Origin of the sequence: Cryptobacterium curtum DSM 15641 (genome assembly GCF_000023845.1) — a bacterium.
In the GTDB taxonomy this organism is placed as follows: Bacteria; Actinomycetota; Coriobacteriia; order Coriobacteriales; family Eggerthellaceae; genus Cryptobacterium; species Cryptobacterium curtum.
Genome location: NC_013170.1, coordinates 118,930 through 145,589, shown reverse-complemented (window position 1 = coordinate 145,589; position 26,660 = coordinate 118,930). Strand labels below are relative to the sequence as shown.

At 50.5% G+C, this 26,660-nt stretch carries 21 protein-coding genes; 5 read left to right on the top strand and 16 right to left on the bottom strand.

What is annotated here, in order from left to right:
• Nucleotides 1-48: 48 nt before the first annotated feature.
• The 4 genes from CCUR_RS00560 to CCUR_RS00545 all read right to left on the bottom strand — a co-directional run bounded on the left by CCUR_RS00560 (nucleotide 49) and on the right by CCUR_RS00545 (nucleotide 4,332).
• Nucleotides 49-1,371, bottom strand: coding sequence for a histidine kinase (locus CCUR_RS00560; protein WP_012802537.1), 1,323 nt, complete (start codon nucleotides 1,369-1,371; stop codon nucleotides 49-51).
• Nucleotides 1,372-1,565: 194 nt separating this feature from the next.
• The gene (locus CCUR_RS00555; RefSeq protein WP_012802536.1) at nucleotides 1,566-2,474 is read right to left on the bottom strand and encodes a sulfite exporter TauE/SafE family protein; all 909 of its coding nucleotides are present in this window, start codon (nucleotides 2,472-2,474) and stop codon (nucleotides 1,566-1,568) included.
• A 15-nt stretch (nucleotides 2,475-2,489) separates the two neighbouring features.
• Nucleotides 2,490-3,776 carry a glycosyltransferase family 2 protein gene (locus CCUR_RS00550; RefSeq protein WP_012802535.1) on the bottom strand — a complete coding sequence of 429 codons (1,287 nt, stop codon included), beginning with the start codon at nucleotides 3,774-3,776 and terminating at the stop codon, nucleotides 2,490-2,492.
• A 142-nt stretch (nucleotides 3,777-3,918) separates the two neighbouring features.
• Nucleotides 3,919-4,332, bottom strand: coding sequence for a Fur family transcriptional regulator (locus tag CCUR_RS00545; protein ID WP_012802534.1), 414 nt, complete (start codon nucleotides 4,330-4,332; stop codon nucleotides 3,919-3,921).
• Between the two features lie 148 nt (nucleotides 4,333-4,480).
• On the opposite strand from CCUR_RS00545, the gene ahpC reads away from it, so the two are divergent.
• Nucleotides 4,481-5,044 (top strand): alkyl hydroperoxide reductase subunit C, encoded by a 564-nt coding sequence (ahpC, locus tag CCUR_RS00540; protein WP_012802533.1) that lies wholly within the window; start codon nucleotides 4,481-4,483, stop codon nucleotides 5,042-5,044.
• Between the two features lie 176 nt (nucleotides 5,045-5,220).
• Nucleotides 5,221-6,108 carry a deoxyribonuclease IV gene (locus CCUR_RS00535; RefSeq protein ID WP_049754270.1) on the top strand — a complete coding sequence of 296 codons (888 nt, stop codon included), beginning with the start codon at nucleotides 5,221-5,223 and terminating at the stop codon, nucleotides 6,106-6,108.
• 61 nt (nucleotides 6,109-6,169) lie between these two features.
• Here the strand turns inward: CCUR_RS00535 and CCUR_RS00530 are convergent, their stop codons facing one another.
• A complete protein-coding gene (locus tag CCUR_RS00530) occupies nucleotides 6,170-6,844 on the bottom strand; it encodes a Crp/Fnr family transcriptional regulator (protein ID WP_012802531.1) in 675 nt (224 codons plus the stop codon).
• A 166-nt stretch (nucleotides 6,845-7,010) separates the two neighbouring features.
• On the opposite strand from CCUR_RS00530, the gene hcp reads away from it, so the two are divergent.
• The gene (gene hcp, locus CCUR_RS00525) at nucleotides 7,011-8,573 is read left to right on the top strand and encodes a hydroxylamine reductase (RefSeq protein WP_012802530.1); all 1,563 of its coding nucleotides are present in this window, start codon (nucleotides 7,011-7,013) and stop codon (nucleotides 8,571-8,573) included.
• Nucleotides 8,574-8,866: 293 nt separating this feature from the next.
• Here hcp and CCUR_RS00520 read toward each other — a convergent pair whose 3' ends face one another.
• Nucleotides 8,867-12,490, bottom strand: a complete 3,624-nt coding sequence (locus tag CCUR_RS00520; protein WP_012802529.1) for an ABC transporter ATP-binding protein/permease — start codon at nucleotides 12,488-12,490, stop codon at nucleotides 8,867-8,869.
• A 330-nt stretch (nucleotides 12,491-12,820) separates the two neighbouring features.
• Here CCUR_RS00520 and CCUR_RS00515 point away from each other — a divergent pair, with 330 nt between their 5' ends.
• Together CCUR_RS00515 and CCUR_RS00510 are read left to right on the top strand one after the other, a co-directional pair.
• Nucleotides 12,821-14,050 (top strand): exonuclease SbcCD subunit D, encoded by a 1,230-nt coding sequence (locus CCUR_RS00515; RefSeq protein WP_012802528.1) that lies wholly within the window; start codon nucleotides 12,821-12,823, stop codon nucleotides 14,048-14,050.
• Complete coding sequence (locus tag CCUR_RS00510; protein ID WP_012802527.1) at nucleotides 14,047-16,908, top strand: AAA family ATPase; 2,862 nt, start codon at nucleotides 14,047-14,049, stop codon at nucleotides 16,906-16,908. The genes CCUR_RS00515 and CCUR_RS00510 overlap by 4 nt, the downstream gene beginning before the upstream one ends.
• A gap of 31 nt (nucleotides 16,909-16,939) precedes the next feature.
• Here the strand turns inward: CCUR_RS00510 and CCUR_RS00505 are convergent, their stop codons facing one another.
• Genes CCUR_RS00505 through CCUR_RS00460 form a run of 10 tightly spaced genes read right to left on the bottom strand, consistent with a single transcriptional unit; the run spans nucleotide 16,940 to nucleotide 26,653 of the window.
• Nucleotides 16,940-17,779, bottom strand: coding sequence for a formate/nitrite transporter family protein (locus CCUR_RS00505; protein ID WP_012802526.1), 840 nt, complete (start codon nucleotides 17,777-17,779; stop codon nucleotides 16,940-16,942).
• A gap of 47 nt (nucleotides 17,780-17,826) precedes the next feature.
• Nucleotides 17,827-18,345 (bottom strand): hydrogenase 3 maturation endopeptidase HyCI, encoded by a 519-nt coding sequence (locus CCUR_RS00500; protein ID WP_012802525.1) that lies wholly within the window; start codon nucleotides 18,343-18,345, stop codon nucleotides 17,827-17,829.
• On the bottom strand, nucleotides 18,342-18,839 hold the full coding sequence (gene hycH, locus CCUR_RS00495; protein ID WP_012802524.1) for a formate hydrogenlyase maturation protein HycH: 498 nt from the start codon (nucleotides 18,837-18,839) through the stop codon (nucleotides 18,342-18,344). The genes CCUR_RS00500 and hycH overlap by 4 nt, the downstream gene beginning before the upstream one ends.
• Nucleotides 18,840-18,842: 3 nt before the next feature.
• Entirely contained in the window at nucleotides 18,843-19,694 is an 852-nt protein-coding gene (locus CCUR_RS00490) for an NADH-quinone oxidoreductase subunit B family protein (RefSeq protein WP_012802523.1), read from the bottom strand.
• Complete coding sequence (locus CCUR_RS00485) at nucleotides 19,694-20,230, bottom strand: formate hydrogenlyase complex iron-sulfur subunit (RefSeq protein WP_041225354.1); 537 nt, start codon at nucleotides 20,228-20,230, stop codon at nucleotides 19,694-19,696. The genes CCUR_RS00490 and CCUR_RS00485 overlap by 1 nt, the downstream gene beginning before the upstream one ends.
• A gap of 9 nt (nucleotides 20,231-20,239) precedes the next feature.
• On the bottom strand, nucleotides 20,240-21,970 hold the full coding sequence (locus CCUR_RS00480; protein ID WP_012802521.1) for a hydrogenase large subunit: 1,731 nt from the start codon (nucleotides 21,968-21,970) through the stop codon (nucleotides 20,240-20,242).
• Nucleotides 21,971-21,978: 8 nt separating this feature from the next.
• On the bottom strand, nucleotides 21,979-23,580 hold the full coding sequence (locus CCUR_RS00475; RefSeq protein WP_012802520.1) for a hydrogenase 4 subunit F: 1,602 nt from the start codon (nucleotides 23,578-23,580) through the stop codon (nucleotides 21,979-21,981).
• Nucleotides 23,581-23,590: 10 nt separating this feature from the next.
• Entirely contained in the window at nucleotides 23,591-24,244 is a 654-nt protein-coding gene (hyfE, locus tag CCUR_RS00470; RefSeq protein WP_012802519.1) for a hydrogenase 4 membrane subunit, read from the bottom strand.
• Between the two features lie 9 nt (nucleotides 24,245-24,253).
• Nucleotides 24,254-25,708, bottom strand: coding sequence for a hydrogenase 4 subunit D (locus CCUR_RS00465; RefSeq protein ID WP_012802518.1), 1,455 nt, complete (start codon nucleotides 25,706-25,708; stop codon nucleotides 24,254-24,256).
• Nucleotides 25,709-25,723: 15 nt separating this feature from the next.
• A complete protein-coding gene (locus CCUR_RS00460) occupies nucleotides 25,724-26,653 on the bottom strand; it encodes a respiratory chain complex I subunit 1 family protein (RefSeq protein WP_012802517.1) in 930 nt (309 codons plus the stop codon).
• Between the last annotated feature and the right edge of the window lie 7 nt (nucleotides 26,654-26,660).

The window sequence follows — 26,660 nt, the reverse complement described above, 5'->3', positions numbered from 1 at the left end:
AAACATGCATTTTCCCTAGAGGACGCCGCAAAAGAGAATGCAAAAGCCCTATTTTTCCTCAAGATCAAGCGGGTTCTTGAAGCAACCACCTTTCAGAAATAGTGTGATGGTTGTGCCCGATCCTTCTTCACTTTCCACCCGCATGAAGGACTCCGCTCCAAAATAACCTTGAATGCGGTCGCGAATATTGCGCACAGCAATGCCTAAGCCTGTCTGGGACGAGGTCTCCATAATGTTGGCGCGGCGCTCTTCGCTCATACCCACCCCGTCATCAATGATGCGTATGACTAAATCGTCTGCTTGGGGTTCAGCACAGATAGAAATATGTAAGCACCCTGTTGCAGGCATCGCATGTTTGACGGCGTTTTCAACAAGCGGCTGAACCATAAAAGCCGGTACCAGCATTTCGCTTACTTGAGAAGGAATAGAGCAGGTCAGTTGTAGGCGATCTTCACCAAAGCGCGCCATCTCAAAACGCAGGTACCGTTCGGTCTGGTCAACTTCACGTGCAAGCGGTATAAGATCGGATGCATCCTCTAACGTGCGTCGATAAAAAACAGCAAACTCACGCAACAAAACACGCGCTTTCGCCGGATCGGTGCGAATAAACGACGCAATCGTGTTGATTGTATTAAAAAGGAAATGGGGATTGATCTGGCTTTGGAGGGCCTTCAATTCCATGCTGGTTACCATGCGCTTTTGTTCTTCTAGTGCCGTAGCCGCCAGCTGAGTAGACAGCAACTCGCCGAAACCGGCAGCAATCGATCGCTGTGTTTCGTTGATCTTACGCGCACTAGGATAGTAAAACTTAAGTGTTCCCACGGTTTCTGCGCCCATTGTAAGGGGGACCACGATGGCTCCATTGATGGCGCGGCGTTCATCAGGAAAACCAATAGCATCGGACGAAAACAGCACTTGCATTTCGCCACTATCGAGCACCGCATGAGTAGCCGCCGTACGAATAGGAGCGTCCTGCGGATTGGTTTCTTGTCCTCGACCAGAGTACCCCAAAATGACCTGCTTATCGGTAATAGCAACCGCAATAGCACTTGTTTCTGGTAGAAGCATATCGCAGATACGCTGGGCGCTTTCTTCTTTGAGACCGCCATCCATACAAGCCAACATACGACTTGCTAAATTAAGTACCGCATCAGTTTGGCCTGCCCGAACTCGATCGGGATTCATCCATAGTCGTATCAATACGATAAGACATGCCGTCAGAACAAGACCCGAAATGGTCATGAAACGTACATCACGCGCAGAATCAGTCAGAAAAAAGACGGTCGCAGCTCCTGCCAACAATGCGACAACGAGAAGCATTACTTCCACAGAACGGTACAGAGCCTGCCGTGATGATACTTGGTTAGACATATCGAGTTCCTTGTCGCTTAAACCATGCGAATTGAAGAATCAATCTGATGATTTTCCCTTTTGGCTGCCTAGTTTATCAGCTTGAATATCTTCCGCTTTCAATTAAATAGATACTGCCAAGTCAGAAACGGCAGGACCACTGGTTATAGTGGATGCTGGTGAGTAGACAAATATCGAATGAGCGCAGGCACTGGCTACCCAACTATCAGTGAAAACACTTCATTGAAGACAAGTGCGCACGCCATCAGCACGAGCACCATGCCAAACAGTAAGCGCAAACTACGTTCGGGAATCACCTGCACTAATCGTGCCCCCCACAAGGCACCGGGCACCGAACCTAAAGCCAGCGCTAAACCAGGCAGCACCTGTACATTGCCCAGCGTCATCTGACTGATTACCCCGGGAATAGCCAAAATCGCCACACCAATCAATGATGTACCAGAAGACTGTTTCATCGAAATACCAGCAAACGAAACAAAAAGCGGCACCATAATAAAGCCGCCGCCAACACCAACATATCCCGATGCAAGGCCAGCTATCAATCCTGACAGCGCACCTACAAGTATCTGGTGGCAGGTCGCGTGTACCCGATGCGCATTGATGGACTTCTTGATAGACTCTTGCGCGACATATGGGGATATAGCATGTGAGGATGCGACATGCGGAGATGCATCCTGTGAAGGCATAGCGTGCGGGACATGCGGGGACGCGGCATGTGAAGACGTAACGTGCGAGGACACAAGCGCTTTTTTGAGCATCGTTACTGCAGAGTAGCCAATAACTAAGGCAGCAGCCAGCATAATAGCCCATGAAGGCGATCTATCGGCAAGCTGCACACCTATCGGCGAAGTAAGCGCCCCTGCTAAGCCAGCAGCCACACCCACCCCTACTACACAGGTGCGATGACGAAGGTGTCCCACAACTCCTGCGACCGAGGTGGGAATAATGGCAAATAGTGATGTTGCTGTCGCTTCAATGGCGGCAAAACCAAAGCCCAAACGCAGCAGGGGCACAATCACCGTACCGCCCCCAATGCCAAGCAGACCCGAAAGAAGGCCGATACCAACACCAGCAAGAGAGGCAATAACAAGCCCCAGTACCATCACGCACCCGTCGCTTTAATCTGCCATATTCAGGCGAATCTCACTTGTTGCACCAGGATCGATACGCCCCACCTGATCATCAGTAACCGGACGAGTAGACGTATCCGATCCCACCGTGGCATGCTGGAGCAAGGCATCCCGCAGCGCACCATCATCTTCAATACGGTGCATGGCCTCAGGCCAGATGAACTGAAATTCGAAATACTTCGAACAGCACCGTTCGGCATATACGGTGGCTTCGCTGGTAGCCACCCGCGCAGCACGCCGATAAGCAGCCTTATCAGGCCGAGCAAGACTCCGTAACAGTGCGGTTCGCTTAATACGCTTTGTGATACCCGGTTCAAGCAGTGGCCCGGGATACGGCTCAAGCGACGATGGCTTTATCTGCTGCAGATCGATCTGCGTGCGGCTATATTCCATCTTGCGAAATTCGTAAATCCAGCGGTAAATGTCCTGACGGAAACGCAAGCCTTCACTTGGTGTTTTAGGTGGTAGATGACGCAGGTGCCACTGATTATCAAACCAAATATCAGAGCCATACATACGCAAATTGAGTAGATAATCAAGGTCTTCGCCCCGTACAATCCACGGGTCGAAGCACACACGCCGATACGCTTCACGATGAAGCGCTAGACAACCACCACACACATGGTTGCTGCGCGAAAGACGTGGACCGCGCAGAGCAGAATCAATCCAGCGATTAAACGCCGACCCCTGCATCCAAAAACGGTCGTACCATCTATCTTGACGCTTGGAGTGAACGGAGCCTTCCTTATCAAGGAAGTAGCCGCTCTTTGCCAAAATGGGAATACCCCGTCGCGTAAGTTTCCCCAGACCATACATGCCTTTAACCAGAAACTCGGAGTCGTCAACCACTTCGTCGTCATCGATAAAAACAACGGAGTCGAATCCAAACACACCGGCAACAATCAGCCCAAGATTACGCATGGCACTGTATCCATGCAGACTGATAGCCTCGTCGAGACCGGTAAGGTTAAGTTGCTTGAACCGCTGTTTGATAAGCGATTCTTCTACCTGCCCAATCACAATGGTGTTTAACAGGGGGAACTGTTCGCAGATAGCGCGTACCTTGCGAGCAGCCTGTGCGGCAACTTGTGTTTCGGAAACCACTAATACAGCAATTTGACCAACACCTTGCACGTGCATAAGCGATTTAAGGCAGCGTGCAAGTTCGCCCGGCGATTGCAGTGGAGTCATATGATCGTATGTTTCTGCCACCGGAGCGATCTTCGCCTGCGAGCGCGCCGATACATATGTAGGAATAATAAGAAGCGGATTCATGTTCGTCCTTCTATTGCGGCATACCCACCTGTCGTATTGTTGACGTTATGCTACCAGCCCTTAAGCCAGCACAACCAAGGGGTGCCTGTTCGCAATGTCCTATTGTAGCGAAGAGGGATGAATCATGCAGAATGGGACAAAATTAGCTTGCTGCGCGCTGAGAATGTTCACGAGCACGACACGAGTCGCACAAACCAGAAAATACTACACTATGCTCAACCTTAGAAAACCCAGTTACAGCTTCCACCTGGGCATCAAGTTCTTGTAGACGGTCGACATCAATAGGAAAGTCATACACAGTGCCGCAACTTGTGCAGATAACATGAGCATGATCATCAGTGCGAAAGTCATAGCGAAAACCACCAGGAGTCTTTACCATGAAAATCTGACCTTCTTCAGCCAATAACGCTAAGTTGCGATAAACCGTCCCACGACTAATATGCCCATCAAACTGCTGCGCCTGTACATATACTTCATCGGCCGTTGGATGATTATGTAAACTGCGCACCGAGTCGAGCACAAGTTTTCGCTGCTTTGTATTCCTGCGTTGCACCATATCTTCTCCATTCGTGCCTAACTATATGCATTTGCCAGCCAATGCCGAAACGTTCAGGAAAATATTTATTTTCTTCCCTTGACTTAAAGATTTGCGTACTAATAATAGGACTTGTTCTTAATAAATCAAGAAGTTGAAAGGACAGATTATGTCTCTTATCGGCAAAGAAATCAGTGATTTCTCCGTTCAGTCCTATCAGAATGGGGAATTCAAAACTGTGACCAAGCAGGACGTCCTCGGTAAATGGGGACTGTTCTTCTTCTATCCCGCTGACTTCACCTTTGTCTGCCCCACCGAATTAGAAGATCTCGCCGACCTGTATGGTAAATTCCAGGAAGCGGGCTGCGAGGTCTATTCGGTTTCATGCGACACGCACTTTGTGCACAAAGCATGGCATGATGAATCAGAGCGTATCCAAAAGGTGACCTATCCTATGCTCGCCGATCCCACCCATGCTCTGGCGCGCGACTTTAAGGTCTACATTAAGGAAGATGGCCTTGCAGAGCGTGGTGCATTCATCGTCGATCCTGAAGGTCGCATCCAGGTATATCAGGTAAACGCTGGCGGTATAGGACGCAATGCCGCAGAACTGCTCCGTCTGCTTTTAGCTGCGCAGTTTGTGGCTAAGTACGGCGACCAAGTATGCCCTGCTAAATGGCAGCCAGGTGCTGATGCGCTGAAACCTTCCATTGATCTCGTTGGCCAGCTGTAAGATTTCGGGCAACTATTCGAGTAGATAGAAAAACTCATTCGACCAAGCCGATCCGTACCACTTTTCCGTGTGCGGATCGGTTTTAACGTAGCTAGAGACCGCATAAGAAATGTTTCGGCCCTTCTGGCAACGCTCCATCCCCTCAACTTCCCACCCTCTACAACGACAGAAGTGTAATGAACGCTACCGCACAAAACCCCGCAAAGCATAATCAAACAGAACACACCCCCGCAAAACTCACCATTGGGTGTCACCTTTCATCCTCGAAGGGGTTTGCTGCAATGGCCCGCACAGCAAGCAATATCGGCGCCAATACATTTCAATTTTTCACCCGCAACCCACGCGGTGGAGCAGCACGGGCGATCGACCCGAACGACATCAAAGCCTTCCGTACCGCTGCTGAGCAGGCTGGCATCACGCGTATTCTCGCCCATGCCCCCTATACCCTGAATGCCGCTGCAAAAGAGCAACGCATTCAAGATTTCGCCCGCCAAACCTTCGCAGATGATTTGGCACGCATGGAAAATACACCTCATCAGCTTTACAACTTCCACCCCGGCAGTCATGTTGGACAAGGCTCTGAAGTGGGCATCGACAAGATCGCTTCGGTACTCAACGACGTTCTGCGCCCTGACCAAACCACCACCGTGCTGCTCGAAACCATGTCGGGCAAAGGCACGGAAATTGGCCGTACTTTTGAAGAGATCCGAGAAATTATTGATCGCATTGACCTCACTGATCAAATGGGAGTGTGCTTGGATACCTGCCATATTTGGGATGCGGGCTATGACATCGCAAACAATCTTGACGGCGTGCTCGAAGAATTCGACCGCGTAATCGGACTTGAACGTCTGCATGCTATCCATCTCAACGACAGCAAGAACCCATGTGGTGCCCATAAAGACCGTCACGAGAAAATTGGCGATGGCTGCATTGGATTCGAAGCGCTCTCGCGCATCACGCGCCACCCATCCCTTCGCCACCTGCCTTTCTTTTTGGAAACCCCCAACGACCTTGATGGGTATGCTGACGAGATTGCTCGTCTACGTGCCGCGTGGGACTAGCACGCAATACAACAATAGGGGCACCACAGCACATCTATATGCTGGTGCCGCTGACATGCTTTTATTTCAACTCAAAGCGGTTCTTTTTAAAGGAAATCAGCCCTTCACGTTGCATCTTTCCCAGACAACTCGAAAGAGCACTTCGCTCAACAGCCAAATAGTCGGCCAACTGCTGGCGGTTAAAGGGAATATCGAAGCGGGATGAACCAGCCTGTTGCGAACAGGACGACAAATACGCTAATACTTTTTCTCGTGTCGTACGCTTTGTAACATGTTCCACCTTGCGCGTTAGCGTGAGATTCTTGCGCGCCAACACCATCAACAGGTTGCGAATAATGCGCTGATGATACGCACATGATGAAACGCAGGTATCCGTAATACGCCGCACATCCAAAAACGCAATGCGGCATGCTGAAGCTGCCACCACATTGACCGTACTCGCTTCGTCAGGTAAACAAGCGAATGCTTCAGCGAACAGCCCGCCTGGCCCAATGCGGGCAATAATATTGCCATTCCCCCAGTAGTCTTCCGATCCAACAAGCACCGACCCTGATAGAACTACGCCGAGCGTATCGACCCCATCACCCACGCGAAAGATACGTTCGTCCTTTTCAAACGCAACACAGCGCGCACCAAGGCAACTGAGCACCTCATGCATTTCGTGAGGGCTTACCCCCTGAAAAAGAACACTGCGCTGTAGGATTCCTATCGTTTCATCATTAAATGCTTCGGTCATTTTCTCTATTTCTTTCTTTACGTTGTTGATGCAACGGAAACGTTCTACTTGCAACACTAGGATAGCGCTGTTTCCATGTAACGGGAACCTCGTGAGCAGACGAGTTATACGGGAGCCGCCTTTGAAGCAGACAGGCGGTATCACCGGACAGAAGAAGGAGAATGCTATGAGCGAAATGTTTTGTTTCCAGTGTGAACAAACTGCCGGATGCAGTGCTTGCACGGGCGCAGCGGGCGTCTGCGGCAAGACGGCCCTAGTCGCTAACGATCAGGATGAATTGACGGGTGCCCTTGTCGCGCTGGGACAGGCCGTACAGCAGGGCCATGCCACTGAAGAAGCACGCGAAGTTGTCGTGACGGGCCTGTTCGCGACCGTTACCAACGTTGACTTTTCAGATGCAGCCGTGCGCACACTCATCGACCGAGCACATGCAGCCACCCGCGCAATCTCTCCAGCTGGCATCGCTGACTACGATATGAATCGCATGTGGACAGCTAACGAAGATATTCGCTCGTTGAAGTCCCTTGTCCTGTTTGGCATCCGCGGTATGGCCGCTTATGCTTATCACGCACGCCAATTGGGTTACGTTGATGAAACAGTTGACGCATTTTTCTTTGAAGCTTTGGCCGCCCTTGCTGAAGAAGGTAGCCTTGACACACTGCTTCCTCTGGTGCTGAAGGTTGGTGAAATTAACCTGTCCTGCATGGCACTGCTTGATCGGGCGAATACCGAAACCTATGGCGACCCGGTTCCTACCGAGGTTCCTTTTGAAGTAGAGGCGGGTCCTTTTATTATTGTTACCGGCCACGACCTGCACGACTTACAACTGCTGCTTGAACAAACCGACGGCACCGGAGTCAACGTGTACACACATGGTGAAATGTTGCCTGCTCACGCCTATCCCGAGCTCAAGAAGCACCCGCAACTCAAGGGTAACTTCGGTACTGCATGGCAGAACCAGCGCAAGGAATTTGACGGCGTCCCGGCCCCTATCCTGTTTACAACAAATTGCCTTATGCCCCCTAAGGAAAGCTACGCAGACAATGTGTTCACCTGTGATTGCGTCGAGTTTGACGGAACACATCATGTTGGCGCTGAAAAGGATTTCAGCGAGCTTATTGCCAAAGCGAAAGAGCTGGGTGGCTATGCCGAAAACCATCCTATGACCGGCATCAATGGCGGTACCCATGCAACTACTGGCTTTGGACGCGCTACGGTGCTCTCTGTTGCAGGCGACGTAGTAAACGCAGTTAAAGCCGGTGACATCAAGCACTTCTTCCTTGTTGGTGGCTGCGACGGTGCCCGCCCTGGCCGTAACTACTACACCGAGTTTGTTCAGAAAACACCAGCAGACAGCGTGGTTCTTACTCTGGCGTGCGGTAAATTCCGCTTTAACGATCTCGACTTGGGTACGGTTGCTGGTCTGCCGCGCATTCTCGATATGGGCCAGTGCAACGACGCCTACGGCGCTATCCAGGTGGCTGTCGCCCTTGCCCAGGCATTCGATTGTGGCGTAAACGATCTGCCGCTATCTATGGTGCTTTCTTGGTACGAACAGAAGGCTGTCTGCATTCTGCTGACGCTGCTGCATCTTGGCATCAAGAACATCTATCTTGGGCCAACACTGCCGGCATTTATTTCGCCTAACGTACTCAATGTGCTCGTAGAAAACTATCAGATCAGCCCCACCAGCACTCCTGAAGAGGACCTCAAGAAGATTCTCGGCTAGATATCTCGAACAGCTGGCTTAAGTATCTCGATTAGTTTCTGCCTGCTGTTAGCAGCAAAGCATATCGATACCCTTAACTGCAGCTGTATCGCTTGCTCTGGCATAGTCCAGCAACGCGGTGCAGCTGCAGTTTTCGTAAGGACTTATTGATGCTCAGTCACAACAAGCCAACTGACTCGAAGACCAGAAGGCTTGTTATACCGAGCCAAACGACGCAATCTTGACGCAACAAAACTGGGGAGACCAGAGCACGGTTCCCCCTCCCTATGCGAAGCTAACTTGTCCTGTAAAACTTATTCGCTGCGCAGCACTTCAACCGGATCGCGGCGTGAAGCCATCGACGAGGGAATAAGGCCCGCAACAAACGTCAACGCCACACTCACCCCGATAAGAATGAGCGCCGATTCCCACGGAAGACTCATGATGTTCGGCACATTCCAGCCCGCTTCAACAAAAGCATTCACGGGGAACGAAGCCAGCCATACTGCCGCAATAGCAAATATACCAGCTATAAGACCCTCGATAATTGTTTCAGCATTAAAGACACTACCCACGTTGCGCTTTGAAGCTCCCATAGCACGCAGAATGCCAATTTCCTTCCGCCGCTCAAGCACCGAAATATACGTAATAATAGCGATCATGATTGATGAAACGACCAGCGAGATGGACACAAAGGCAATCAGCACGAGGCTGATGGTATTGACGATATCGGTAACTGACTTCATAAGCACGCCAGCCAAGTCGCTATACTGAATGACCTTATCGTCCTCGCCGGCATTCGTCATATCGGTGTTGTAATCGCCAATGATTCCAATCACTTTTTCCTTCGCGGGGAAGTCGACAGGATACAGATCGATCGATGAAGGACTTGCCTCTTCAGCATAGCCGAGTTTCTTCATATTGCCGTCGTAGGTCAGATCACCGGTGTTCATGTAGTTCGTCAGCAAACTGGTAAGGTCGTCCTGCGTCATATTGAAGTGAATTGCATCGGCGAATGCTTCAGGGTCAAACGAGAACCCGTTCTGCATGGCTTCGGAAAGCTGATTGATCTGACCGGAAAGCTGACCAGAAATCGCCTGTGAAAGCTGAGAACCCAGCGTGCCGGTAAGCGCGGCCATTTGAGTCTGAAGCGCCTGTGCCATTTGCAGCCCCATCACCTGAGCAGCCTGTTGCATCAAGGCTGACAGTGATTCCGATAGATACGGGGCAAACTGGTTTGTCATGTAATTCTGCATGGCGGCATTGATCTGCTGCTGAATATCGCCACCCAGATCCTGCATGAGCGGATCGGTAATCGCACGCGCACCATCGGTGGCAAGATATTGCTGGAAAGCAGCCGCGAAATTCGACGATGACCCCGTGAGATCGGACAGCGACCCGCCGTAGCCGCCATTAGCCTGCGGTGTGACATACCAAGCAAGAAATCCTGCCGCTAGGCTGTTGGATGCCTGAGCAATTTGCTGGCGCTGTTCGGCAGAAAGACCATCCGTTATCGACCCGGCACTTGATGAATCAAGATTGAAACGAGGGGCATTCGCCATAATTTCACGCATAGAATCTTCGTTGAAGATCTCTGAAATGGCGCTAGAGTCGAGTTGAAGCGAAGACGGATCAAAAGCAAGACTGCTTCCATCAAACGACAGCGCACTCGGGTCAAACCCAGAACCCATCTGCGATAAGGCGCTCGAATCGAAGGAGAACGCCTTTTGAAGAGCTTCTTCATCAACCGAGAATACCGAACTTAAGTCGAACTCTTCTTTTTGACTATCTTTTAATTCGTCAAACGTCTTACCGGTAAACACATCAGTATCGGGGTTATCGATCTGCTGTTTGACGATGTCGGATTCAGCCGCTTTATTCATCAGTTCACGCGTGAGGGCCGAGGTATACGCCACGCCTTCGGTTGCTGATGAACCGCTTGCGCCTTCTGCCTTCTTTACGACACCAACGATGCGCAAATCAATTCCCTCGTCGATGCGCTGCTTCATGTAATCGTCGTCCTTCGACATATCGGTCCACGTACCCGATTCATCGTTGTACTGATACATGCTGCTTAAAGGCACAATTTTGAATGACAGATTGAGTGCATCTTCATACGTAAAGTCGCCAGATGTTTCGGGAACCGTCACTTCGTTACCAGCAAGCGCATCCTTGGCCATCTTGGTCATTTCTTCGGGATCGTACACACCAAGGCTATAGAGTGTGTAATCGCTAATCTGCCCTGCCCCACTGAGTACAAGCACCGCTTCATTCGCACTCTCCGGCCAGTGACCTTCAAGCAATTCCATTTGGGTATCACGCACCGCTGAAGAATCTGACAATTCATAAAACGAGTTCATGCCCGATGATGAAACTGAAAGGGCTGATCCGGTTAGTCCATTAGAGAACATACCGCCCATTTCAGAGGGATTGATCCGTTTGATTTCGTCATTTTCGGTGTTAGGAAGATACACCTGCGGCGTAATGCTGTAGTTGTACTGAATCGCGTTGAGATACTGATCAATGCCAGAATCACCGTTATCGAGAAAGTTCTTAAACGCGCGCAGGTTGTTTGTTTTCACCTTGGCGAACATATCGGACATGATTTTTTCTTCAGGGATCTTGGTGGATGTTGATACAGCTGTTGCATCCCCATTGGTCTGCTCCGATGCAACATCGTCGCTACTTGACGTGGAATAGCCCATCGTGACTGTCATGAGTCCTGCTATGTCAAAACTCGACTTCGTAATAGAAAGCGGATAGCTCATCAGCGCTTTTTCTTCGGTATCCGCTATGTAGTTGTTCACGCCATTGGAAAGCGAAAGAATTGAGGCAATACCAATAATGCCGATCGACCCGGCAAAGGCCGTTAAGAACGTACGGCCCTTTTTGGTCATAAGGTTGTTGAAGGAAAGGGCCAACGCCGTCAAAAACGACATCGAGGCCTTACCCGCGTTACGTTTGCGGTCTGATCCAATGCCCGACCCGGCACCCGCACCAGCCGATGTCGCAGCACTCGACCCAGCCGCGGAAACACCAGTTGACCAGGCCGTACCTGCTACTGGCACGAATGCAGACATTTTATCTTTAGGAGCACCTGCTTGATCGGAAGTCGCACTGGTTACTTCACCTGCATTATCTTCGACGGATTCAGCGGACATGGTTTCAGCAGCCTCGGCAGCGTCCACAGCGGCAGCACGTACGGCTGCTGCGCCGGTGGCTGCCTGTGCAGCGCGGGGCAGCGCAGAAGCAACTGGTGGAACAAAGGGATTGCTGTCTCCCGCAATGCGGCCATCGGTTAGTCGCACGATGCGTGTGGCATATTCTTCTGCCAATTCGGGGTTGTGCGTAACCATGATAACAAGCCGGTCAGATGCCACATCCTTCAGGATATTCATAACCTGAATGCCTGTTTCGGTATCAAGCGCGCCCGTTGGCTCGTCAGCAAGAACGATATTAGGATCGTTTACAAGAGCACGCGCAATGGCAACGCGCTGCATCTGGCCACCAGATAGCTGATTAGGACGTTTGTGCAGATGATCGCCAAGACCAACCTGCTTTAGCGCTTCAGTTGCACGACGACGGCGCTCGGCGCGCGACACACCGGCCAGCGTCAGAGCAAGTTCCACGTTCGACAGAATGCTTTGATGCGGAATAAGGTTGTAACTCTGAAAGATAAAACCGATACGGTGATTGCGATAGGCATCCCAGTCTTTCGCTCGGTAGTTTTTTGTTGAGGTTCCATTAATAACAATATCGCCCGAATCGGCATGATCAAGCCCACCCAAAATATTGAGCAGTGTCGTTTTACCCGATCCACTAGCACCCAACACGGCAACAAATTCATTGTTGCGAAGATTGAGCGATACACCGTCGAGAGCCTTCTGCACGAAGTCGCCCGTTTTATACGATTTACGCAGTTCTCTAAGCTCTATCATGGGTTAGATCCTGTTTGATCGGGCAAGGTTCGCACAAGCGCTTGGCACTTTTGAACCTGCAAGTATCTGGTTTTCTGATTATACGAAAAGGGTATTATCCGCTTTTCAATTCTTGCCATGTTGAAACAGTATTGTCATATACTCGATTCCTACACCTAAACGGATAGGTCAATGGATAGTTCCTGACACGCAGTCCCAACCACAAGCAGACTCAATAGCAGCTAGTATTTGCTGATATTTACAACACATGTAGTATCGAATGCAATAAAGTACAACCAGATAGAAACTTATCTATCGCTAGAAACTATCTACCACCAAAGAGAGACCGCAATGAAGTTTATCCATATCGCCGACCTGCACATTGGTAAGCGTGTCCGCGGTTTTTCACTGATAGATGAACAGAAATATACCCTTGAACAGGTGGCCTCTTATGCCGTTCAAGAAAAAGTTCATGCGGTTATCATTGCGGGAGATGTCTTCGACAAGCCCGTAGCGCCCCTTGAAGCGCTCGATGTTCTGGAAGAATTCTTTGCCACCTTGGCAACGGCTCATATTCCGGTAGTTGCTATTGCTGGCAACCACGATAGCGCCGAGCGCCTATCTTTTGGTGCGCGCTTTCGAGAAGAACAATTCGTGCATATCGCACGCGCATTTTCCGCTACACCCCAATTCCTCGATTTCACCGAAGCAAACAACGACAGTAAAGAAGAGAATAAAGAAAAGGTGGCACCCTTACGCGTCCGCGTGCATCTCATACCCTTCGTGCGGCCCGTCCATGTGCGCGCTGCCTTTCCCCACCAGGCTGAAGCAATTGCCAACTACACCGATGCACTCCGTGTCGCCTGCGCTAATCAGCCCCTTATTGAAAAGGACGCCAATCTGTTGGTAGCCCACCAATTTGTAGTACACGGCGAAAGCGAACCCGAAACGTGTGAGTCTGAAACGGTTTCTGTTGGCGGACTCGACAGTGTTCAAGCAAGCGTGTTCGACGCTTTTGATTACGTGGCACTGGGACATATTCACACTGCGCAGTCAGTTGGGCGCGACACGATTCGTTACAGCGGCAGCATTTTCCCGTATTCTTTCAGCGAAGCAGGCCGAGAAAAAAGCGTAACACTCATCGATATTTCACCGAGTATTACAGGTGCCAATACTTCACCTGGTGCCACAAATAAGCGGCTGTCAGTAACTACGCGAAGCCTGCCGCTTCACGAAAATCGAACCTTGCGCGAAATCACGGGATCGTTCGAAGAACTTGCCCGCACAGCGCCATCCGACCCACATGCGGATGATTACCTGCATGTGACCTTAACTGACGATGCCCTTATGAACGCCATGGAAAAGATACGGGCGCTCTATCCACATGTTATGCAACTCGACTTTGCGCATACGCGGCGCATTCAAACTGCACGTCAACAGGCCATAAAAGAGGCTCATTTATCAAATGATCCAATCGGTCTGCTGACAGATTTTTATCGAAGCCAAACAGAAAACGAACTGTCTGAAAGTCAAATAGCTGCCATTCGCACGATTATCGACGAGGAGGTGGCTGCTCGATGAGGCCTCTTTCTCTTGAGTTATGCGCCTTTGGTCCCTATGCAGACCGTGTCTTCATCGACTTTTCGCTCTTCGGTGAAAGCGGCGTCTTTCTTATCTGTGGCCCAACCGGCAGCGGCAAGACAACCTTATTTGATGCCATGAAATTCGCGCTCTTTGGCGAGGCAAGCGGTACGAGACGGCCAACCTCTTCCTTTGCGAGCGGATTTGCCAACGCCACGACAGAACCGTTTGTCGAATTTATTTTCGAGCAGGCCGGAAAGACCTATCGCGCACGACGGGTACCTCACTATTCGCGCTCCAAAAAACGGGGAGTCGGCACAACAGCTGCAGGTGGTGCAGCTGAACTCGTCTGCGAGACAACCGGCAGTGTTATCGCAAGCAAAGCAAACGCAATGGACGAAGCAGTTGTTGACTTGTTAGGTATCACTACTGAACAGTTCTCGCAGATCGTTATGATCGCGCAGGGTGATTTCAGTCAACTTTTAACCGCTAATACCAAGCAACGTGCCGAAATATTCCGCCGCATTTTTCACACCGAGCCATACCAACATATTCAAGAGAGGCTCGTTGAACGCAAACGCACACTTGAACAGCATGTAGAAGCAAGTGAAGAGCAAGCGCGTATTCATCTTGCGCTGCTGGCGTCTGAAAATGCTCCTGAAACCACCATGCCAAACGACGAAGTGGCAGGTCAACAAGAAGTTTTCCTTACCCTAAAGGGACCAATACCATCAGCAGATAAACAAGGTGATCCGTTTGCCTTCGAAAGGTCAGTACCATCAGCAGGCGAACAAGACAACCCCTTTACCTTCGAAGGATCCGTGCTGTCACGTCTTGATGACATCGAAAAAGAACTTGCCAACATTGCAGCACACGACGATATGCGCAAGCATTCCCTTACCAAACAGCAAGCTGAAGCTGAAACGCGCCTCCAAGAAATTGATCGCAACCTCGGCAGCGCACGACAGACTACCCAATTGGAAAAGCGTCTTGCAGAAACCACATCGTACCTAGTTGAGCACGAGAATGCCTATCAAACGGCACAGGCCAACTGGCAGACTGCCCAAGCAGAAGAAGGCCTCAGGCACCGCCTTTCTGAAGACATTGCCACTGCAACAGAAAAGGCACGAACCCTTAGCGAGGTAAGCCGCCTCGAAGGGCAACACACCACCGCCCAGTCAAAGGTAGCAGCTAGTCAGAAGGCGGCCACCGAAACCGAAACGGCACTTCATCAAGCACGCCAGCAGTTAGAGGAAATTGCAGAAGCCGCCAAACGTGTACACGATGCTCCGGCTCAGCTTGAACGCGCTCGCAATGACGAACGTTTGATTGCCGATGCGCTTGAACAAACTGCCCTCGTTGATCGAATGAAGCAGCAAACACAAACAACAACCGCGGCTTTTGCTGATGCACAAGAGCGCTATGCGCAAGCTCGCGCAGACACCACTCAGGCAACAAATGCGTTCTTCGCTGCTCAGGCGGGTATCCTTGCACGCAGTCTTTCTACGGGGACACCCTGCCCGGTCTGCGGATCGAAAGAGCACCCCCACCCAGCACACCTTGCAGCTGATGCCCCCACTCAAGCGTATATCGACACTTTACAAGCGACCGAGCAGACAGCTCGCACCCATTTAGAGGAAGCAGGAAACAAGCTCGCTGCCGATAAAGCCGCTGAAGATGCCCAGCTAAAACGCGCTACGCAAGCTCTGGCAGCACTGCCCCCGACGTATCAATCCGAACGTATTGATACAGGCAAACTTGCGACAGCACGCACCGCAATAGCAACCCGCATATCTGAACTAAACGCTGCTACTGACCAGCAGAAACAACTCACCAATGAGGCAAATCGGCTTTCATGTATGGTGCCTGATCTTGAAGAAAAGGCCCGTGCGGCATCGGATACTCTTATCCAAGCACAGCGGAACGAAGCAGAAATAGCTGCCTCAATTAATGCTCTACGAGCAACGGCCGATTACGCCAATGCGCTCCAAGCCCAAAAGACTATCGACGATCTCCGCAGTCGCCTTGAAGCGGCACAAAAGCGTTTTACCGTTGCTCAGGCAACTTGGGAAGAACAGCGACGCGCGCATGATGAACACGTCGCACGCAAAAAAGAGCTTGAAGAACAGCTTGCTGTAGCTCCCCACTTTAACGTGGCAACTCTTGAAGAACAACGCATACTTGTTGTGCAAACACGCAAGAACACTGTTGCAGAAATCACCACGATTGAAAGTCGCCAAGCCACTAATGAAAAAGCACTTGTCGCGCTGAAGAAAATTGCTCAGTCGTCCCAACGCATTGAAGAAGAATTCTCGCAAATCTCATATCTTGCCGACCTTGCCAGTGGAAATGCAGTCGGCACACAGGGCAAGATATCCTTTGAGACCTACGTACAGTCAGTGTACTTCGATAGCGTGCTCGATGCCGCCAACGAACGGCTTTCACTTATGTCAGAAGGCCGCTATACCTTGCTGCGCCGCCAACAAGCACGTGATAATCGCACGCAAAGCGGCCTTGATATGGATGTATTTGACGCCTATACCGGCAAGCAGCGCGATGTAAAAACCCTGTCGGGTGGCGAAAGCTTTCTTGCGTCTCTTTCGCTTGCCCTTGGTTTTTCAGATGTCATACAACGTCAAGCCGGTGGCATTCAATTAGATACTATGTTCATCGACGAGGGCTTCGGTTCTCTCGATACCGAAGCCCTCGAACTAGCTTTGCGTGTATTTGATCAACTCGGAAGAGATAAGCGCCTTGTTGGGATTATTTCCCACGTAGAAGAGCTTAAAGACCGTATTGATCACCGTATCGTTGTACAAAAAGATCAAACAGGCAGCACGCTAACGGTCAAAAGATAAAGTTTTTAGCTCTTTATCTTTTCAGTGCTCTTTAGCCCTGCTTTTTCTTTCCCTGTGCATACACAAACCAGTATGCCAAACCGACGATTGCGCCGCCGACAATGTTACCGAGTGTCGCTGCAGAAAGGTTATAGAACACGCTTGCAATGGTAATGGTACCCGGATCGCCGATACCAGCAAAAGCATTGAGAGCAAAACCCATCGGCAAAAAGGACATGTTGGCAACACAGTGCTCGAAGCCGGCAGCAACAAAAGCAGAAATCGGAAGCAGAATACCGATAACCTTATCAACCACGGTACGAGCAGAAAAACCGATCCACACAGCCAAGCAAACAAAAATATTGCACATAATTCCCTTGAAGAACAGGGTCATCCAATCAGGAGTTACCTTGCCCAGTGCCACGTTGTACATAGCGTTCGCCACGTTACCGCCATTGAGTGCACCAACATGAGCCATCCAGATGAAGAACACCGCCACAATGGCACCAGCCAAGTTGCCGATCCAGACAATAACCCAGTTCTTCAGCAGACCACCTATGCCAATTTTTTTAGAAGCCAGCGCTGTCACCATCAACGAGTTACCCGTAAATAGCTCGCATCCGCAGCATAAAACCAACACCAGACCTAAGCAAAAGCAAATGCCCCCCACCATACGCTGCGCAGCAAATGGCATAGTTGCATCGCCTAAGAAGATGCAAAAGTACATGCCACCAAATGCAATGAACGCACCAGCTAGCATCGCCGAGACAAACATCTTCACCGGAGCCATATTTGCTTTGCCCACGCCAATAGTTTCAGACTTCATCTCAACTTCAGCGGGCGCAAGTGCATCAGGCTTCAGGCCTTTCAAATCCTCCGCAGTTGCACTCATAGATATCTCCCCTCATTGTCGGCGTCCTCCTTTGGACGCTATACCCCTTATTGAATATGCTCGTAGTCCGAAAAGTCAGCTCCTTGTCGAACCCGTCGCGCTATATCTTCTACCGCATGGCGCACCTCAGGCGTCACGGGATCAAAGAATTCGGTCGAAGCAACTTGAATGCCAAGGAATGTCACGTCATTGCACACCTCGTACAACCGCTTGAGCAGAAATGAAATAGGCAGAGAATGCGTAGTAATCAGGAATGATTCGGCTACATCTTCAGCAGAGAGCTGCCGAACCATACCTGGTAGCAAGCCCATTTTTGATGCATCAACAAACAGAATCCGCTCCGGCGCTCGATCGCGAATATAGCCCAAGTCATCCTCAGGCGTCTGTCCGCCATCAATAACCTCCCACCCGTCAGCGGGGTCTTCATCAAGTATTTTCGCTAGTAATGGGCCAGCAGCATCATCGCCTCGTAGTACACTGCCAGCCGTAAATACAATATTGCGCGGCTTTTCGTCCGCTGCTTTCTCTGTAGTTGAACTATTCACGTGCTGCTCGTCGACGCTCATTGTGTCCTCCTTACCATGAGGTACACATTAGTTTCGCTGCGTACACGCAAAAGCAGCTCCACAAGACGGGACAGCTCATCGATTTCATCGGCAGTAAGCGAGATACTTTTCTTGCCTACTTCATTGAATACGTCGATATGAGAAAGTGCTGATCGAGCTGCAGGTAACACCTGAGAAAGATGTTCTTTACCAACTTCAATCTCACCGAACTTAAATACCCCAAGCCACTTACGACGAGCCTGATCGTCTTCCATCAAGTCAACTATCTTGCGATAGCTTTCAACAGGAATAGAAAGGCGTTCCTCGAAGAAATCCATGACACCGGTATGGTGTCCGATAGCAAGCGTGTAATACAACACGTCCTGCACATCTTCGGGAATGGATTTCGCGTTGTCCACCATTTTACGCGTCAGCAAGTAAAAGGAAATGTGATCCCCCGTACTGCCAATGGCTTCCATGCGATTCTCGCCCGGTACGTATTCCTTATCTGCCATGCCTTATGCCTTCTTGCCAACGATCTTTGACGTTAAAATCTGCTTCAAGTCAGCGTAAATTTCAACCTTGCGCGGATCAGATTCTGCCTCAATAAGCGCATCAACCGAAGTAAGAACCTTGCCGTCTTCTGGCTCAAGCGCCTGCATAAAGGTATCGACCAGATCGCGACCGTAAACATACCCTGCCATGCGACGAGCCTCGCGCTCTAATTCGCACCGTAGCTTATACGGTATGTCAGCAAACATAATCGGTGCCTGCTCGCCTTCACCTTCTACCAGGTGCTTTTCGTGAAGCTTCTGGCCCAACAGGCCAAGTGCCATAGCAAAGCCATAAATGGTCTGTGCCGGCGACGGCGGGCAACCAGGAATATAGACATCAACCGGAAATAGCTTGTCGGTACCGCCCCAAACACAGTAATTATCGTGAAAGATACCACCTGTGCAGCCACATGCTCCATATGAAACGATGAGTTTCGGATCGGGAGCCGCTTCGTAAGCACGTAGAGCTGGCAAGCGCATGGCACGCGTAACTGCACCGGTATACACGAGAATATCAGCATGGCGCGGACTTGCCATATTTTTGATACCAAAACGTTCGGCATCAAACACTGGTGTCAAGGTGCCAAAAATTTCAATTTCGCAGCCATTGCAGCCACCACAGTCGACGCGGTAGATATACACAGAACGTTTAATATCGTTAAGCAGGGCTGCCTTCGCTTCAGCAATCTTCTGGTCAAGCACCTTCGGCTCCAACTGATACTGAAGCTTCTGAGCTGTTGCTGTTGAGCGGGTCTCGTACCCTTGCATAATGGAGCTTTGGGTTGACCTCGTCTCGGTAATAGTATTTGAAGTCATTAGTTACCTCCTTGCGCGCGCACAGCCGCTTGAGCTGCTGTCGCATCAGCAATGCGCTTACAGGTAGGACAGATGCCTGCCAAGCGCGCAGCTTCTTGCGCTTCAGGATTGTCTTTGTCCGCCTGCATGATGCGCACTGCATAATCGACTTCTTTGCGCGGCGCGAAATACTGCCCACACTTCGAGCACTTCTGCAATGTATATGTGCAATCTTCAATCAGGTCGGATTTGCTCGCCACAGCAAGTTCAAATTCGTTAGTCAGCTTAATTGCCACTACCGGACATACTTCTTCGCAGCGACCACAAAAGATGCAGCGACCGTAATCAATTGACCACGTAATCGTGCCTGCCGACAAGTCGGTTGGCATCTGAATAGCATTCGGCGGACAGGCAACCGCACAGGCTGCACAGGCAATGCACTTTTCAAGGTCGTGCTCGGGCTTGCCGCGCATATAAGGCACGGTGTCATAGGGCGCGAACGGATACTTAATCGTTGCGTCGCCCGTTTTCAGGATGTTGCGTAAAGTCTTCAGCATAGCCTTCACCTAATCCTTCAGCGGAGAATGCGTACGGCGGACGCAGTATGATTCCAGCTGATCTTTTGTGAGTGTCTTACTGGTGTTCTTCTCAACGTCTACCACCGTTACCCGGTCAGTACAAGAGTAGCACGGGTCCATACTGCCGACGATAAGCGCTGCATCAGAAATGGTATTGCCACGGAACATATAGCGCAGAATAGGCCAGTTACTATACGTAGCTGCCTTGGCACGCCAGCGATAGCACTTTTGGTTATCGCCAACCATAGCCCAGTGTGTATCCTCGCCGCGCGGCGCCTCAGTATAACCCAACGCATATTTATGCGGCGTGTACGTCCAATCCTGCGTCAGAATTGGACCTTCTGGTGCATTATCGAGCAGATATTCAACCATATCGCAGCTATCAAGGAACTCTTCGATACGAACCATAGAGCGGCTCATAACATCGCAACCATCATGTGAACGTGCTTTGAAGGTGTCCGGCAGGAACTTATAGCCATCGAATGGATGATCAAACCGCACGTCGCGTGTAAAGCCTGAACCACGCATGCAGGGACCAACTGGGCTAAATGCACGAGCGATCTGCGGGTCAAGTCGCCCAACACCTTTTGTACGATCAATAAAGTTTGGCGTGCTCATTAGCTCGTCAACCAAGCCTTTAACGTCTTTACGCAGTTTATCAACCGCTTTGAATGTCGCCAGCTTCTGCTCGGAAAGGATATCGCGGCGCACACCGCCGATAAGATTGATGCCATAGGTCTTGCGATGACCGGTCAGCAATTCAGCAAGACGCATCGAATCTTCGCGTACGCGGAAGAAATGCTGGAAACCCGTATCAAAACCGCAGTAGTGACATACCAAGCCTAAGTTGAGCAGATGAGAGTGCATGCGCTCAACTTCCAACGAGATAGCACGAATATACTGGGCACGCTCGGGTACTTCAATACCTTGAGCATGCTCGACTGCCTCGGCGTACGCAACCGAATGAGCGTTACCGCAAATGCCACAAACACGGTCGGCCAGGAAGGTAACCGCATCATAATTCATACGCGATTCAGCAACTTTTTCCATGCCGCGATGAACATAGAACAAGCGATAATCTGCATCAATAATGTTTTCACCTTCGACGAACAGGCGAAAATGTCCGGGTTCGTCAGAGGTAATATGCAACGGACCCATAGGCATGATTGTCGTTTCATGCTCGCCCGTATCAGCCAGGAATTCATAATTTTCTACATCGCTTGCTGGCATAGGACGATGACGGTAATCCATCGAGTCCTTACGCAGCGGATAAAGGTCGTCTGGCCAGTCATCAGGAAGAACCAGGCGACGTTCATCAGGTAAACCAACAGGAGTGAGGCCGTACATATCGCGTACTTCGCGTTCGCTCCATACGCAAGCAGGAACACGCGGTGTTACTGAAGGGAACTCGCATGTATCGGCTGGCACCTCAACACGCACCGTGCACCAGCATGGATCTTCTTCTTCCATAGATAAAATATAGTACAGCGCGTAATTGCCCGTCAGTGGACGTTCGTCGTTACCTACCATCATCGGCAGAAATCCACCACGACCAAAGTAAAGGTATTCGACAACGTCAGGCAGCGAATCAATGGCGACAGTGATCGTCATTTGATCTTCATCCTGCCAGCTCACGTCTCGCACCACGCCAGGGAAGCGATTGCGCACCGCTTCAGCGTGCGTCGCACCCGGCCGTTTCTCTAAAGGTCTTGTATCCATATCTTCTCCTATTTAGACGAGCTCGCAGGCGGCATCGCCTGATCGTGCGTGTGAGCACCATCGGTAGTGGCAAACAAATCGCGGAACAGCGGAGCTTCGTGCAGCGCCGCAGTATCATCCTGCTGTAGCACGATAGCTGTCGCCTGTTCGATGCCATTAAGCACCGGCTGAGGCATCGCAACGCCAAACCACAGGATAAGCGCCACTAACACTACTTCGGGAATAAGTGCCACGGGACTTACATCGCCCTTTTTCATACCTTCGGGCACCTTACCCATAACTGCCTGGGTAACCACATGAGCACAAGCTGCAACCACAATAGTAAGCGCGATCACAAACACAACGATCACGAACCACTGTCCCTCGATAACACCCGCAGTAATACCTGTTATTTCTGAAACAAACATAGCGAACGGCGGAAAACCAGCCAGAGCAAAGAAACCAATGGACATGAGCACGCCAGTCGCTGGCATGGTTTTCAAGATACCGCTGATCTTGTTCAAATCACGTGTGCCGTACTTCATTAATACGTTGCCCGAAATGCAGAACAACAGTGCTTTGGTAAAGCCGTGAGTAATGCAGTGCAACAGTGCTGCCGCAATGCCCAGCGGGCCGCCAAACCCTAAGAACAGGGCTACAATACCGACGTTTTCACACGAGTGATACGCAAGCTTACGTTTGAGGTCGTCCTGCGAGAACACCGCAAGAGCCGCCATAAACACCGATAAAATACCAATGATAAGCATTACAAGGCGCGGGAACTGTGACCCGATCGACTGGCATGCCAAGATATAGAAGCGCATGATAATCAACATGGCACATTTCAAAAGTACACCAGACAGTAGACCCGACACAGGGCTCGGTGCTTCAGAGTGAGCATCGGGCAGCCAGGTGTGCATAGGGAATAAGCCCGCTTTTGTGCCAAAGCCAATAGCCGCAAACACGAATGCGACCTGCACGAGCATACCGTCAAGTTGAGTCGCATACGGCATGATTGATGTCATAAAAATGGCCTCGTGTGGATTAGCCATCACATCGGCAGCATTAGCATAAATAAGCACCGTGCTATACAGACCAAACGCTACGCCAGCAGTACATACAATGACGTACTTCCAAGCAGCCTCGAGCGACAATTTCGCATCGTAAGCGCCAACCAAAAACACGGTAGAGAGCGTCGTTGCTTCAATACCAACCCACATCAAAATGATGTTGTTCGACGTAGCAACAACAAGCATCGTAAAAATAAACAGACTAAAGAACAGGTAAAACTGTTTGACACGCGCGTTATTCATGTGCCCTATAGCCACATCGTTGCGAACATAAGGCACTGAATATAAGCCGGTCAAAAATCCAATAACACCAATAAGAGCAACAAACACACTGCCGAGCGCATCGAGATGTAACCACATCCCCAATGCATCCACTGGTTTGCCACCTGCCATAACATGCACCACTACCGCAAGTGAAAGCACACAAGCCGCCGTCACCGACAGCAGGTGAATTGCTTCATATGCCACACGGGGTACTGCCTTGGAAGGCAAAACAGCCATGAACAGGCCAGCAACAAGTGGTACGGCTATGAGCGTCAGTAAGAGCGCAGAAAAATCCATAGCAATCCACCTAACCGTTCAGTTCCATAAGTTCTTCGGCATCAAGCGAATGCGTGGCGTGATAAATGCGCCATGCCACCACAGCCATGATGATGACCGCGAGAAATGCATCCGTTGCGACACCAACTTCCACCAGCTCCGGAGCTTGAGGGGCCAAAAGAGCTAGTGTCAGATGCGAACCGTTCTCCATCAGGCAGTATCCGAAGATCTGCTTGACGATATTGCGCTGCGTGACAATACACGTCAGTCCAATAAAGAAGTGGGCAAGAGAAATTGCCAATGCAGGTTTTACCTCGAAGGCTGTTGGCAGCGTGAAACCCTGCACCACAACGAAGCAAATAAATACTTCGATGGCCACCAAAACAATGGCACGCGGTGGGGTAATACGTGGCTCTAAACTAGCACCAGCATCGCCCACCTTGCTCGCAAGATACCAGATAATGGCGGGTACGATAACAACCTTTGTAATAAATGCGGTACCAGCCCAGGTAAAGAGCTCGTGCGAATTTGTTGTTGCACCAAGGACAATAAAGATACTTACCAATACCAGTGATTGCACAGCGTATACAAACGCTGTCGGTTTGGCCTTCTTTGTGAGCACGACCATTGTTGATGTCACAATCAACAGCGCACCCAGAAAATTAACTAACGAAAATCCAGTCATAGCTCACTCCTAGCCCAACCAGCCGGCTGCAACAAAGCTGGAGCACATTACCAAAATAATCAGCACAATGAACACGCCGACCATCGGTTTAGGCACCGGCTGTGAGGCTTCAACTACCTCGGATGGCTCACCCGGTAACACGGCACCGGTCCACTTGAGAAACCAAGCAAAGCAACCAACTGTCTCAATAAGAGCAATAATGACAATCGCCATAAGAATGGGATTATGCTCAGCTGCCTCAATACCGCCGCAGAAAATGACGTACTTACTGAAGAACAGGTTCATTGGCGGCGCGCCGGCGATCGATAAGGCTGCGACACCAAACCCAACACCTAAAATAGGGCGCTTCTTTAGTACACCTTTTAACTTGGGCAGCATGCGTGTGCCCATTGTGTAACTGAAGGCACCAGCAATTAAGAAGAATAGGGTCTTCGTAAATGCATGATTGAAGATATGCGTGATGCTGCCTGACAGAGCAAGATTGCTGCCAAAGATGTAAAAACCAAAACCTAAGAAAATATAGGCCAACTGCGAGATAGTTGAAAAAGCCAGCAGACGTTTCATATCCTTCTGTGGCAAATACATCAGGAAAGCAAACAGGCAGGTTAAGATGCCACCAATAACAACAACCCAACCGACAACTTCGGGGATTTGGCCTGCACCGATTAGCGCACGCGCAAATACTGCCACGCCCACCTTAACCATGGAGGCACCATGCAGATAGGCAGAGACTGGCGTGGGCGCTTCCATAGCAGAAGGCAACCACATGTAAAACGGTAGCTGGGCAGATTTACCCCAAGCGGCAATCAGAATAAGAATCAGGCAAGCTATCTTTACATTCGGGGCCAACTGCGCAATGGCTGTTGTCTCGAATGTGCCCGTATTCATGTACAGAATGGCAGCAGCGGCATACAAACCCAATGATGCAATGTGCGTCAAAATAAGTGCCTTCATAGCTGCTTTGCGAGCCGTTGGCGTGTCATAATAGCCGATCAATGCCCATGAGCAGGCACCGGTAATCTCAAAGAACATCAGCTGACCGATAACCGTCGAGGAATACACCAAACCGGCCATCGCACCAATAAACACTGTGAAGAACGCATAGAAACGACGACGCGGCGCATCGGGATGCTCGCGGTTGCCAGCATTCATGTAGCCCACCGAGTAAATGGAAATCAGAAGACCAATTCCCACAAAACACGGTGCCAACATAACGCTTACTTTGTCAAAAATAAGCCCGATAACCTGCGTAGATCCAAATTGTGCTAACGGCACTGTAATGGAATCAAGGCCACTAGCAGCCAAGTTCCCCCAGATAAGCAACGTAAACAGCGTGGATATCGCGGCTGCCGTAATACACAGCCATTTGGCTGCACGCTGTGGAGTCATCACGATAATCAGCGCCGTGACAAACGGCACCGCTACCGCGCCGAGGGAGAGGAGGGGAAGCGTAGTACTCAACATCAGATCTCCTTTCCCTTAAATTCCCAGCACGACGAAAACGAGAGCCATCACGGCAACGCCCACAACCGTCCAGGTTTGGCGCCCCGTAAGCTTCCAGCGCACGCGTGCAACTACGTTTTCAAAGATGGAGCAAATAAGCCCGATAACCGTTATTTTTACCAAGAAGAGCACTGCACCTACCAGAAGGTCCATCGGCGCAAGAGTAGCTGCTGAACCAAATGGCAAGAAGATGGCCACAAACCAACTAATAACAAGAATTTGCTTCATTGACATAGACAGTTTGACCATGGAAAGAGAAGTACCAGAGTATTCTTGCAGTGGGCCCTCTTGAATTTCTTGTTCGGCCTCAGCAGCATCGAAAGGCAACTTGCCCAGTTCGATATAGCAGGCCATCGCAAAGGCAACCCCCGCGATCACAACGGCAATCGGCGAAGTCACGTTGCCTTCAGCAATCTGAGCGCCCATCAGCCCGACATTAGTAGTGCCGCAGGCTAAAGCGGCGACAAAAAGCGCCAGCATCATAGACGGCTCAACAAGCACGCCTACGAGAAGTTCGCGGATACCACCCACGCCCGCATAAGCATCGGATGAATCCACACCTGCCAGCGCAAAGAAGAAGCGCGGCAAAGCTAGTAAATAGATGATCGTAATAATGTCAGCGAGTACAGGAACTGGACTTAACCGTGTGATCATAGGCATGCCACATGCCAAGATAAGCATGCTTCCTAAAAACAGCGGTGGCATAAGGCGTGATACGAAGCTTGAATCCTTCGTATGCAGGTCTTGACGCTTGATAAGTTTGATTAAGTCGTAGTAGTCCTGCAAAGGCGATGGGCCGCGACGCGTATGCATCTTCGCACGCATCCACCGTGCTGTTCCAGAAAACAGTGGGGCCAAGAGCGTAAGCAGGACAGCCTGAACGATTGCGATAATGATCTCAGTCATTGCACAC